The organism is Streptomyces alboniger, from assembly GCF_008704395.1.
Classification (GTDB): Bacteria; Actinomycetota; Actinomycetes; order Streptomycetales; family Streptomycetaceae; genus Streptomyces; species Streptomyces alboniger.
The window spans coordinates 7,000,794-7,012,901 of the sequence record NZ_CP023695.1 but is presented as its reverse complement, the minus strand read 5'-3'; the positions used below and the strand labels follow the sequence as shown (position 1 = coordinate 7,012,901).

11 protein-coding genes are annotated in these 12,108 nt (G+C 72.0%); 6 read left to right on the top strand and 5 right to left on the bottom strand.

All coding sequences use genetic code 11. The annotated features are described in order from the left end of the window. Positions 1-214 precede the first annotated feature (214 nt). Positions 215-1,399 carry an anhydro-N-acetylmuramic acid kinase gene (locus tag CP975_RS30795; RefSeq protein WP_055534244.1) on the top strand — a complete coding sequence of 395 codons (1,185 nt, stop codon included), beginning with the start codon at positions 215-217 and terminating at the stop codon, positions 1,397-1,399. A 74-nt stretch (positions 1,400-1,473) separates the two neighbouring features. Further along, complete coding sequence (locus CP975_RS30790) at positions 1,474-2,415, top strand: DUF2510 domain-containing protein (protein ID WP_055534246.1); 942 nt, start codon at positions 1,474-1,476, stop codon at positions 2,413-2,415. A 372-nt stretch (positions 2,416-2,787) separates the two neighbouring features. Here the strand turns inward: CP975_RS30790 and CP975_RS30780 are convergent, their stop codons facing one another. After that, on the bottom strand, positions 2,788-3,372 hold the full coding sequence (locus tag CP975_RS30780; protein WP_055534247.1) for a TetR/AcrR family transcriptional regulator: 585 nt from the start codon (positions 3,370-3,372) through the stop codon (positions 2,788-2,790). A gap of 161 nt (positions 3,373-3,533) precedes the next feature. On the opposite strand from CP975_RS30780, the gene CP975_RS30775 reads away from it, so the two are divergent. Together CP975_RS30775 and CP975_RS30770 are read left to right on the top strand one after the other, a co-directional pair. After that, positions 3,534-4,400 carry a phosphatase PAP2 family protein gene (locus CP975_RS30775; RefSeq protein ID WP_150477588.1) on the top strand — a complete coding sequence of 289 codons (867 nt, stop codon included), beginning with the start codon at positions 3,534-3,536 and terminating at the stop codon, positions 4,398-4,400. Next, the gene (locus tag CP975_RS30770; protein ID WP_150477587.1) at positions 4,397-5,308 is read left to right on the top strand and encodes a DMT family transporter; all 912 of its coding nucleotides are present in this window, start codon (positions 4,397-4,399) and stop codon (positions 5,306-5,308) included. The genes CP975_RS30775 and CP975_RS30770 overlap by 4 nt, the downstream gene beginning before the upstream one ends. Positions 5,309-5,366: 58 nt before the next feature. Here CP975_RS30770 and CP975_RS30765 read toward each other — a convergent pair whose 3' ends face one another. Both CP975_RS30765 and CP975_RS30760 read right to left on the bottom strand, forming a co-directional pair. Beyond that, entirely contained in the window at positions 5,367-6,170 is an 804-nt protein-coding gene (locus tag CP975_RS30765) for an LURP-one-related family protein (protein WP_055533444.1), read from the bottom strand. Positions 6,171-6,258: 88 nt separating this feature from the next. After that, positions 6,259-8,316: a phosphocholine-specific phospholipase C gene (locus tag CP975_RS30760; protein ID WP_055533445.1), complete on the bottom strand. Its 2,058-nt coding sequence runs from the start codon at positions 8,314-8,316 to the stop codon at positions 6,259-6,261. 245 nt (positions 8,317-8,561) lie between these two features. Between CP975_RS30760 and CP975_RS30755 the strand changes: the two genes are divergently transcribed. Further along, positions 8,562-9,737 carry a serine hydrolase domain-containing protein gene (locus CP975_RS30755; RefSeq protein ID WP_055533447.1) on the top strand — a complete coding sequence of 392 codons (1,176 nt, stop codon included), beginning with the start codon at positions 8,562-8,564 and terminating at the stop codon, positions 9,735-9,737. 38 nt (positions 9,738-9,775) lie between these two features. After that, entirely contained in the window at positions 9,776-10,276 is a 501-nt protein-coding gene (locus tag CP975_RS30750) for an FBP domain-containing protein (RefSeq protein WP_055533449.1), read from the top strand. 23 nt (positions 10,277-10,299) lie between these two features. Here CP975_RS30750 and CP975_RS30745 read toward each other — a convergent pair whose 3' ends face one another. Together CP975_RS30745 and CP975_RS30740 are read right to left on the bottom strand one after the other, a co-directional pair. Next, positions 10,300-10,689 carry a (2Fe-2S) ferredoxin domain-containing protein gene (locus tag CP975_RS30745; RefSeq protein ID WP_055533451.1) on the bottom strand — a complete coding sequence of 130 codons (390 nt, stop codon included), beginning with the start codon at positions 10,687-10,689 and terminating at the stop codon, positions 10,300-10,302. 7 nt (positions 10,690-10,696) lie between these two features. Next, a complete protein-coding gene (locus CP975_RS30740; RefSeq protein ID WP_055533452.1) occupies positions 10,697-12,037 on the bottom strand; it encodes a 6-phospho-beta-glucosidase in 1,341 nt (446 codons plus the stop codon). Positions 12,038-12,108: the final 71 nt, after the last annotated feature.

Below are 12,108 nucleotides of genomic sequence, written 5' to 3'. Positions count from 1 at the left end.
AGGCGCTCGGCACACGGCCCGCGCGGGAGACGCGCCCCGTGCCTCGGTCACGGTCGGGGGCGCGTCCGGTGGACCCGGACGGCGCGGCGTACCGGCCACGCGGGGCCGGTACCCGGCTGCACCCCGTGCCGCTTTCGGACAAGACGCGTCGCCCGCCTCCCACGGGATGCGATGATCAAGCTCATTGGTGCGCCGACCGAGAAGGAGGCCCCACGTGCGCGTGATCGGGCTCATGTCAGGGACCTCATACGACGCGATCGACGCGGCCGCGGCCGATCTGACCCTCGACGGGGACCGCCTGACACTCACCCCCCTCGGGCTGATCAGCCGTGGCTACGACGAGGGGCTGCGTGCCGCGCTCGCCGCCGCGCTGCCGCCCGCGGCCACCACGCTCGCCGACGTCTGCCGCCTGGACACCGCCATCGGCCGCGCCTTCGCCGCCGCCGCGGTCGAGGCGGACCGCGAACTATGCGACGGGGAGGCCGAGTTAGTGGCCTCGCACGGTCAGACGGTCTACCACTGGGTGGCGGACGGGCAGGTGCACGGCACCCTTCAGATCGGCCAGCCCGCGTGGATCGCCGAAGCGACGGGACTTCCGGTGGTCGCCGACTTCCGTCCACGCGACATCGCGGCGGGCGGCCAGGGCGCGCCCCTGGTCAGCCTGGTGGACCGGATGTGGCTGCGCGGCCGCCCCGGCGCCCCCGCCGCGCTGAACCTCGGCGGCATCGCGAACATCACCGCCGCCGACGGCACGGCCTTCGACACGGGTCCCGCCAACGCCCTGATCGACGCCGCGGTGGGCGAGGCGACGGGCGGCCGCCTCGCCTACGACCTGGACGGGCGGATCGCCGCCGGCGGCACGGTCCACGAAGCCCTCCTCGACCGCCTCCTCGCCGAGCCGTACTACGCGCTCCCGGCACCGAAGACGACGGGCAAAGAACTCTTCCATCTTCCCTATCTGCGGAGGGCGTTGAAGGGGTTCGAGGCGCTGTCCACCGAGGACGTCGTCGCCACGCTCACCCGGCTCACCGCCCGCACGGCCGCCGACGCCGTCCGCTCGGTGCGGGCCTCGGAGGTCATCGTCTCCGGCGGGGGCACCCGCAATCCGGTGCTGATGGCCTTCCTGCGGGCCGAGTTGGGGGGCGTGGCTCCGGTACGCACCTCGGACGAGCTGGGCCTGCCGTCCGTGGCGAAGGAGGCGTACGCCTTCGCGGTCCTCGGCTTCCTGACTCTGCACGGCCTGCCGGGAACGGTCCCGACGAGCACAGGGGCGCGGCATGCCAGCGTGCTGGGCTCGATCACACCGGGGCGACGGGGTATGCGGTGGCCCCACACGGTCCCCGAGAAGGAGGCTCCGGCGCGTCTGGTCGTCAACGGCCACGGGAGCCGGGGGCGGTAGGCCGCCGAGGATCCTTCGCCTTTGGGCAGCCCCCTCTCATGCCGCTTTCACGCGGGGCTCATACTCTGGCGCCCATGACGCAGATGACTCCCCCAGGCTGGTACCCCGATCCCGGCCAGACCCCCGGCGGTCCTCCCACCGAGCGCTGGTGGGACGGGAACGTATGGACGGATCAGGTGCGGGCCGCGGGCACGCACGCGTATCCGACCCAGGCGGCCTTTCCGGCCCATCCGGGACAGGCCCCCGCGCCCCGGCGCGGCCTGCGCGTCGCGATAGCCGTCGGCGTGGTGCTCGTCGTCCTCGCCGGGATAGGCGGCGGCGTGTACGCCCTGACGGCGGACGACGACGGAGGCGGGGACGGCTCCGCGGCCAAGGCGCCGTCGAGCGGCGCCCCGCAGAACCCGAAGGACTCGGAGTCCCCCGACGAGCCGCGGTCACCGGACGGCTCGGAGGGCCCCGAGGACCCCGGTCAGGAGGCCGGTTTCGCGAACGACTCGGCGAACGGCATCAAGATCCCCATACCGGACGGCTGGCGGGGTGGGCCCACCAGGTTCGGCGCGGGGGTGCAGACGGACCCGATCCCCTGCCCCGGCAACCCCCAGGAGCAGTGCACCCGCGGCAGCGCGTACTCCCAGAACGCCGAGAAGCTCGACATCGACGCCAAGACGCCCGAGGCGGCGGCCAAGGCGGACATCAAGCAGAACGCGAAGGAGGGGTACGGCGGCAAGACCTACGGCCGTATCACCTCGCACAAGGTGCTGGCCTCCAAGTCGATCACCGTGGCGGGCCAGAAGGGTTACCACGTCCGCTGGAAGGCGGTCACGGAGAAGAGCGACGACGGTTACGTCGAATCGCTCGCCTTCCCCTCCCCCGCCGACAAGTCGAAGATCATCATCGTCCGCATGGGCATCGACGACAACGACCAGGCCCCTTCGCCGTCCTACATGGACCAGATCGCGAAGGGCATCAAGGCGGGCTCCACGAGCGGGGGCGCGGGAGCCGGGCAGGACGTGTAGCCGGACAGGGCGCGTAAGCCGGCAGGGCGTGTGAAAGGCGTACGCGCATCGCGTACGCCCTAGGGCGTGTCCGCGAAGTCCCGTCGTTCGCCCGCAGGGCGGGCGTCGCGGGGTCCGGTGCGTGCTCTCGGCGTGGCGGCCGGATGCCCTCGTACTGGGTGTACTTGGGCTTTCGGCCGATGCGATGCGGCGAGAGTGCGTGCCGGGCGTCGCGGCGCAGGCGGGACTCTGCGCACACGCCCTAGGGGCCGGGCGGGGTTCCTCGCCGCTCAGGAGGAACCCCGTCCGGCCCGGGGGTGCGCGCCGCCCCCGTCCCCACGGTGCGGCGCGGGCAGGCCCGGGTCGTGTCATCCCACCGACTCGGGCCCACGATCAGGTGAGGCCGAGCGCGGGCAGCACGCAGGCCTCGACGAAGCGGGTCAGATACTCCTGGTCGGCGTGCACGCCCTCCAGGACCGGCCTCGCCCGCAGCACGCCGAACAGCTGCACCGTGAGGAACTCCACCGCCGGGTGCCCCTCGGGGATCTCGCCGCGCTCGACGCCCCGCCGGATGATCACGTCCATGGCCTGGAGCTCCGGCTCGACCAGCGTCTCGCGCAGCACCCGTTGCAGGTCCACGTCCTGGAGGACGGCGTGGCTGAGCGCCTGGACCAGCATCGTGTCCCGCCCCGACTGCTCGCCCGCGGCCCTGGCGGCCTCGCGCAGGTCCCCGGCGAGGCTGCCGGTGTCGATCCCCGCGAACCGCACACAGCGGTTGGCCCGCAGCGCGGCCGCCACGAACTGGGGCTTGGTCTTCCACTGGCGGTAGAGCGTGGATTTGCTGCACCGGGTGCGGGCGGCCACGCCCTCCATGGTCAGAGCCTCGTAACCGCTCTCGCGGAGCTGGTCGAGGACGGCGTCGTAGAACTCCTGCTCACGCTCCGGCGTGATCTTCGAGCGGCTCGACGTCGACGTCATGGCTCTTCTCCTCGGTGCGGCGGCCGGATCGGCTCGATCAGCCCTCTTCGATACGCCAGTGTACCGGTACGCCGCCGTATCGGTACACTGGCGTATCGATGAGCGGGGCGATCCCTCGCTCGACACCGCACTACCCAGTCATCACGCAAAGGGGCCGGGGGATGGAATCCCGAACCGAGCCTGCCGAACGGGAGCCGGACACCACCGTCCGGGAGCCGGACGCCACCGTCGTCCGGAAGCCGGACATATCTGCCCGACCGCCCCTCGTCCGCGAGCTCCTCCTCGTCGTAGGACTCTTCCTCGTCTACAAATTCGGCAGGCAGCTCGCCAACGGACACACCGGTGAGGCGTTCCGCAACGCGCACCGCGTGTGGGACGCCGAGCGGGCGCTGCGCCTGCCCGGCGAGGGCGCCGTGCAGGACGCCCTGCTGAGCGGCGAGACGCTGATCCACGCCGCGAACACCTACTACGCGACCGTGCACTTCCCGGCGACGTTGCTCTTCCTCGTCTGGCTGTACCTGCGCCGGCCCCGGCACTACGTCTGGACGCGGCGGGTCCTCGCCGCGCTGACCGCCGCCGCGCTCGTACTGCACCTCGGCTTCCCGCTCGCGCCGCCGCGGATGCTGGACGCCGCGCACCTGGTGGACACGGCGCAGGTGTACGGGCCCTCGGTCTACGCCGCCGAACCCGCGACCGACACCATGGCCAACCAGTTCGCGGCCATGCCCTCCCTGCACTTCGGCTGGGCGCTGATGCTCGCCATCGGCATGGTCGTCGCGACCTCGACGCGGTGGCGCTGGCTGTGGCTGCTGCATCCGCTGCTGACGCTGCTCGTGATCGTCGGCACCGCGAACCACTACTGGCTCGACGCCCTCGTGGCCACGGCGCTGCTCGGTATCGCGCTCGCGGTCATCCGGCTGCCGCGTCCGGCCCGGTCGCTGGTGGTACGCCGCTCCGGGGGCCCCCGGCCCGGCCCGGCACCCGAGGCGCCCTCCCCCGCTCTGGCCGTCTCGGGGGCCCGACAGTGAGCGCCACGCTTCTCGCCGTCGTGCTCTCCCTCGTCTCGGCGGGTGCGTATGCCGCTGCCGCCGTCGCCCAGGAGCGGCTCGCCTCGCGGGTCGCCGAGGGGGAGAGCGGGGTCCTGCGGATGCTCGGCAGCGGCACCTGGTGGTCGTCGGTCGGGCTCAACGCGGCCGCGGCCCTGCTGCACGTGGCCGCCCTGAAGTACGGGCCGCTCACGCTGGTCCAGCCGCTGGGGGCGCTCACCCTCGTCGTCGCCGTACCGCTCGGCGCGCGACTCGCGGGGCGCCGGGTGACGCGCCTGGAGTGGCGCGGCACCGGGCTCACGCTCATCGGCCTCGGCGCGCTGCTCCTGACCGCTTCGGGACCGGCACCGGACGACACCCTGACGGTGCCCGAGGCGCTGGCCGTGGCCGCCGCGACGATGGCGGTCATCGGGGTGCTCTCCCGTCCGGGCGCGCGGCCGGGGCTGCGGCACGCGACGGCGTCCGGCTTCGCCTCCGGGGTGGCCTCGGCGCTGACGCAGACCGTGACGGTCGCCGTGACCGACCGTTCGGGGCCGCTGCTCGATCCGCAGGTCGTCGTGGTGGCGCTGCTGGTCGCCGCGCTCGCCGCCGGGGGTCTGCTGCTCTCGCAGACCGCCTACCGCGGCGGCCTCGGCGCGCCGCTCGCCGTGGTGACCCTCTCCAACCCGGTGGCGGCTTCGGTCATCGGCGTGGCGCTGCTCGGCGAGCGGCTGCGGGGCGGCGCGGGCGGGATCTCCCTCGCGGTGGCGGGCGCGGCGGTCGCGGCCTGCGGGGTCGTGGTACTGACGCGGTCGCCGCGGGGCCCGGCGGGCGAGCCCGTGCCGGAGTTCCTGACGCCGATCTCCGGCCGGCCCGCGGAACCGGCGACGCTGCATCTGTCACGGTCCTGAGCAGCGGCGGCGCGGCGCGGCGCGGCCGGTGCCGTCGCCGTAGGCGGGGTGAGTCCGGTCAGCCGAAGCCGCGTGCGTCCTGCTTCAGGGCGGTGTCGACGGTGAGGGCCGTTGCCACGACGAGGCTCAGGAGCGGCTCGGGCAGCTGGTAATGGATCTGTAGGACGTAGTTGTCCGCGGTGGTGAACATGGTCTTGGCGAGGCCTTCCCAGGTCTTCGTGATCCGGGCGACCTCGTTGTCCGCGTGGTCGACGATCGCGAAGTTCCAGGCGCGCCAGTTCTCCGCCTTGATCGCGCCGACCTGCCGGCCGTCCGCCATCATCGCGAAGTTGATCTTGCCGATGACGTTCTGCTGGACGATCTCGCCGACCGGCTGCCCGTCGGCACGCTCGACGATCACCCGCGACTTCATGAACTTCCGCGGGCGGGTCAGCATCATCTGCGGCTGGCCGTAGGCGTCGCGGATCTCCAACTTGTGCGTCATGTACTGGTCGAGGCTGTAGACGAAGCGTGCGATCTTCTTCAGCGCGCTCTGGCCGATCTGCACGACCGAGCCGAGCGTGTTGCCCGCCTGGTCCATGACGCTGTACTCGTTCGTCAGCTCGACGAGCTTGGTCTTCTGGTTCACCACCAGGATCGGCTCGGTGAACAGGGTGCCGCCGCCCTGGGCGCTCGGCGTGATGCCCGCCTGCTGCTGCACCTGGCGCTGCACCTTCGCCGGGTCGGGCTGCGACTGCCGCGGGACCTGCTGGGCCGGGTGGGTCTGCTGGGTCCACTGGGAGCCGTCCCACCAGCGGAGCTGCTGGGGGTGGCCCTCGGGGTCCGGGTACCAGCCTTCAGGGGTCTTCGCATGCGTGGTCACCCGGGAGACCCTACATTTCCGTTCACAGGCCGTTCACCGGCCCCTTGCCCGGTGGTGACCACCGCGCGCCCAGCGGTCCCGCGGATGCTCAGACGGTGATGATCGCCGGGTCGCTCACGCCCGCCGCGCCGGTCTCCACATGGCCGGCGAACCGCCGCAGGAAGCCCGGGTCGGTGTCGGACTTCACGGTCAGGTCGTACCAGCGCTTGGCCGACCGCAGATCGACGGTGTGCGACACGGTGGCGCCAGCCTTGACCTTGAACGTCTGGGGCGTGCCGCCGTAGGCGTTGGTCAGCGTGAGGTTCACGTCCGCGCTGCCCGCGTTCTTCAGGGTCAGCTTGAGGTTGCCGGTCGTCCCGTCGTGCCGGGCGGTGACCTCGGGGCCAGCCTTCTTGCCGGGGCCCTTGAAGGTGCGCAGGAAGCCGTTCGGGCCGAACACCGACAGGTCGTACGTGCCGTTGGAGTACGCCGAGTTCCAGGTGTCGGAGATCGTCCTGCCCGCCGCGGTGGTGTACGTCCAGGGGCCGTCGGTGCGGTTGGCGGAGCGGACGTGGAAGCAGACGCCCGCCTTGTCACCGCCGCCGAAGGTCAGCGTGAACTTCCCGGCGGCCGCGTCCGCGCTGCCGTCCACCAGCGGGACGTACGGCAGGGGGCGTGCCGGGCGGGCTCCCCGCTCCTGCTTGGGCAGCGTGGGCCTTGCGGGCGCCTTGGGGACGTAGTCGGGGTGGCGCTTGTTGTCCGGCGGCTCGTACGCGGCGGTACCGGGCAGCTCCGCCGGGTCGGTGTCCTTGCCTCCGAAGTCGAAGGCGGAGGTGAGATCGCCGCAGATCGCGCGGCGCCACGGCGAGATGTTCGGCTCCTTGACGCCGAAGCGCCGCTCCATGAACCGGATGATCGACGTGTGGTCGAAGACCTCCGAGTTCACGAAGCCGCCGGTGCTCCACGGCGAGACGACGATCATCGGGACGCGCTGCCCGAGGCCGTAGTGCCCGGCCGCGTAGGAGGCGTTGCCCGGGAAGTAGTCCAGGGTGGTCTCGACGGTGGACTTGCCCTGGGCGGCGTCCTTCGGCACGTACGGCGGGACGATGTGGTCGAAGTAGCCGTCGTTCTCGTCGTACGTGATGAACAGCGCGGTCTTGGCCCACACCTCGGGGTTGGAGGTGAGCGCGTCGAGTACCTGCGCGATGTACCAGGCGCCGTAGTTCACCGGCCAGTTGGGGTGCTCGGTGAAGGCCTCCGGGCAGGCGATGTAGGAGACCTGCGGGAGCCGGTCCGCCAACACGTCGGCCGTGAGGATGTCGAGGTAGCCGTCGCCCGCCTTGGCGTTGGTACCGGTGCGGGCCTTGTCGTAGAGCGGGTCGCCGGGCTTGGCGCCCCGGTACTTGTTGAAGTAGAGCAGCGAGTTGTCGCCGTAGTTGCCCCGGTAGGCGTCCTCGATCCAGCCCCAGTGACCCGCCGCGTCCAGGCCGTCGCCGATGTCCTGGTACACCTTCCAGGAGATGCCCGCCTGCTCCAGGCGCTCGGCGTACGTCGTCCAGTCGTAGCCCGCCTCCTGGTTGCCGAGGACGGGGCCACCGCCCTTGCCGTCGTTCCCGACGTGGCCGGTGAGCATGTAGTAGCGGTTGGGGTCCGTGGCCCCGATGAACGAGCAGTGATAGTCGTCACAGACGGTGAACGCGTCGGCGAGCGCGTAGTGGAACGGGATGTCGTCGCGCGTGAGATATGCCATCGTCCGCTCGGACTTCGCGGGAATCCACTGGTCGTACTTGCCGTTGTTGAACGCCTTGTGGCCGCCGGCCCAGTCGTGGTCGAGGCCCGCGATGAACTGCATGCCGAGGTCCTCGGCGTCGGGGTGGAAGGGCAGGACCTCCTTGCCGCCGTTCGGCTGGTTCCAGACGGGCTTGCCGTTCGGCAGCGTCACCGGGCGGGGGTCGCCGAAGCCGCGTACGCCCTTCAGCGTCCCGAAGTAGTGGTCGAACGACCGGTTCTCCTGCATCAGCACCACGACGTGCTCGACGTCCTCGATGGTGCCGGTGGCGCGCCTCGCGGGCAGGGAGGCGGCGCGGGCGATGCTCTGATTGAGCACGGCGTAGGTCGCGGTGCCGCCGGCCAGCTGCATGAAACGGCGCCGGTTGAGTTCAGTCATGAATGTGTCGACCTCATGTGGTGTGGGGGACGCGAGCGGGTGAAGTGTGCCAAGGGGAGCAAGCGATACGGAAGGGATCGTGACCGGCGGGTGAAGAGAAGTCCAACCTCTGGTGGGCGGGACACAAGGACACCTCTCCGACGGCCGTGGCGTGGGGGTTTGCCCGTCGTGGCGCGGGGTAAATGCTGCGGGCAGCCACGCGGGAGGGGGGATCCGCCGATTCGTCTCACCGCCTGGGAGAGTCCATGTCTGTGCGCGTCCACGGCAGCTGCGCGCCCGGGTTCGAGCGCGTACGCGAGGAGTTCAAGCGGAACTTCGCCGAGCGTGGTGATCTGGGGGCCGTCGCGGCCACGGTCGACGGCACGTTCGTCGTGGACCTGTGGGGCGGTGACGCCGACCGGACGGGCACGCGCCCCTGGAGAAGCGACACACTGGTGAACGTGTACTCCACGACCAAGGGGATGACGGCCCTCTGCGCCCACCTGCTCGTGGAGCGCGGCGAGTTGGACCTGGACGCGCCGGTCGCGCGGTACTGGCCCCGGTTCGCCGCGGCGGGCAAGGCGGACATTCCGGTGCGGTGGCTGCTGAGCCACCGCAGCGGCCTGATCGCGCCCCGGGAGCCCTTGGGCCCGGGTGCCGTGTACGACTGGGAGAAGGTGACCGGGGCGCTGGCGGACACCGCGCCGTGGTGGCGGCCGGGCACCGCGCAGGGCTATCACGCGGTGACGTTCGGCTTCCTGGTCGGTGAACTCGTACGGAGGGTCAGCGGGGTCTCGCTCGGCGCGTTTCTGCGCTCCGAGGTGACCGGGCCGCTCGACGCGGATGTCTTCGTCGGCACGCCGGAGAGCGAGCAGGGGCGATGCGCGGACATGGCGCCGCCCCTCGGCGGCTCGCGCCGGGCGCTCGGCGGTGCTCCCGCGCCCCCGGTCGGCGGCCTCGACGACCACCCGTCGGCACCGGCCACGCTGGCCTTCGACTACCTGCCGCTCGGCGACGTGAACGGCGCGGCCTACCGCGGTGCGGAGATCCCGGCCGCCAACGGCCACGCCACCGCGCGTGGACTCGCCGCGGTGTATGGGGCGTTGGCGGGCGGCGGGCTGCTCGCCGCCGGCACGGTGGAGCGGCTGCGCACGCCGGAGGGCGGCGGCGACGAGCCCGACCTGGTGCTGCGGGTGGTCACGCCGCTCGCTGACAGGTGGCCGTGGGGCCTCGGCTACATGCTCAACCAGTACGGGCAGGCGGGCCCCAACCCGCGCGCCTTCGGGCACGGCGGCCTCGGCGGGTCGTACGCCTTCGCCGACCCGGAGAACCGCGTCTCGTACGCGTACACGATGAACCGCGTGGGTGCCGGGACCTCCGGGGAGGATCTGCGCAGCATCCACCTGGTCGGGGCGCTCTACAGAGCACTGAGAGAAAAATAGGACGACGGTTCCGTTTGTCCGTTGATACCTTCCGGATCATGGAACCCGTCAGTGAAAAAGAGATCCGCGCCTCCTTCGTGAACTGCTCGAAGGGCGAGGCGAGCAGGCTCACGCTGCCGACGGACTTCGCCGACACCCCCTGGCAGGACCTGGGCTTCCTGGGCTGGCGCGACCCCAAGGCCCCCGAGCGCGGCTACGCGGTGACGTGGCGGGACGGCAAGCCCGTCGGAATCGCGCTGCGCGCCTCCAGCGGGCCGCGCAAGAGCCTGCTCAAGTCCAGCATCTGCTCGGTCTGCGTGACCCCGCAGTCCGGCTCGGGCATCACGCTGCTGGTGGCCCCCAAGGCCGGAGCGGCGGGCCGCCAGGGCAACTCGGTGGGCCTGTACATCTGCGCGGACCTGGCCTGCTCCCTCTACGTACGCGGAAAGAAGACGACGGTGCTCGCGCGCCGCCTCGAGGAGAGCCTGTCGCCGCAGGAGCAGAACGCCAGGACCCTCCAGAACCTGCACGGCTTCCTGGACCAGGTCCTCGCGGGCTAGGGGCCCAAGGGGCCCGGGGTCGACTAGACGGCCCGGGGGTCCACCAGTTGCAGCGCCAGCGTCGGTGACGGCTCGGCGAGGCCGGGGCCGCCCGCCTCGGCCCAGGCGAGTATCTGCTCCAGCGACTCGTCGTCGGTGACGAAGCCGACCCAGGCCGCGCGGCCGCCACGCCTGCGCCCCTCGTACGAGGGCTGGACGACGACGATGTTGGCCTGGCCGCACGGCCCGAGGCACTCGCTGGTGCGCACCGCGAACCGGCCGCGCGAGGCCGCCGCCGCCGACCGCAGCCGCTCCAGCTGCCAGGCGTGGTCGATGCCGGGGTTCTTGCGGACGTCGCCGCAGCAGCAGCCCCGGCACACGACGAGCGTGCAGGGGCGGCGGGCTGCGGCACCGATGGAGACGACGGGACTCATGTCGTGATCATCTCAGGTACGCCAGACCGGGATGCACACCCCGGTAGCCGTCCACCAGGCGCCGCGCGACCGTCACCGAGTCGACGAGCGGGTGCAGCGCGAACGCCTTGACGGCGGTGGCGCGCGATCCGCTGTCGGCCGCGGCGAGCACCTCGCGCTCGACGGCCTTGACGGAGCACACCAGGCCGGTGGCGTGGCCCGGCAGCGGGTCCGCCGTCATGGGGTGGGCGCCGTTGGCGTCGACGGAGCACGGCACCTCGATGACGGCGTCCGCGTCCAGGGCGGCGAGGGTCGTGCCGTTGCGGACGTTGAGGATCAGCGTCGCCCGCTCGTCCCGCGCGATGGCCCGCATCAGCGCGAGGGCGACCTTCTCGTACCCGCCGGACTCCAGGTCCTCCTCGGCCCGCTCCCCCACGCCCGCCGCTTGCCTGTTCTCCGCCATGTACGCCGCCTCGCGCTCGGCGAGCGTCTCGGTCCAGGTCCTGAGGGCGGGGGTGCCCGGCTGTCGCATGCCGTCGTAGAAGCGGGCCTGCTGGTCGTGGAGGAAGGCGCCGCGGGTCCGCTCCGCCTGCTGGTAGGCGCGTACGGTCTCGCGGTTGAAGTAGTAGTAGTGCAGGTATTCGTTGGGGATCGCGCCGAGCGACTGGAGCCAGTCGGCGCCGAAGAGCCTGCCCTGCTCGAAGGAGCCGAGAAGTCCGGGGTCGGCGAGCAGGCGCGGCAGTTCGTCGCGGCCCGCGATGCGCAGGCCGCGCAGCCAGCCGAGGTGGTTGAGGCCCACGTAGTCGATGAAGGCCTCGTCGGGGTCGCCGCCGAGCACCTGCGCGACCCTGCGGCCGAGGCCCACGGGCGAGTCGCAGATGCCGATGACGCGGTCGCCGATGTGGCGCGACATCGCCTCGGTGACCAGGCCGGCGGGGTTGGTGAAGTTGATGACCCAGGCGTCCGGGGCCAGCCGGGCGACGCGGCGCGCGATGTCCACGGCGACGGGCACGGTCCGCAGCCCGTACGCGATGCCGCCCGCGCCGACGGTCTCCTGGCCGAGGACGCCTTCGGCGAGGGCGACGCGCTCGTCGGCGGCGCGCCCCTCCAGGCCGCCGACCCGGATCGCGGAGAACACGAAGTCGGCGCCGCGCAGCGCCTCGTCGAGGTCGGTGGTCGCGGTGACGAGGGGCGCGTCCGGGACGCCCGCGGCCTGCTCGACGAGGACACGGGTGACGGCGCCGAGCCGCGCCGCGTCCAGGTCGTGCAGGACGACGTCGGTGACACGGCCCTCGGCACGGTCGCCGAGGAGGGCCCCGTACACGAGCGGCACGCGGAAACCGCCCCCGCCGAGAATCGCCAGCTTCACGTCTTCAACCGCCTTCTGTCGGACTGTTATCGACTGTTACCGCCGGGGCTCACGTTACGTACGATGACGCG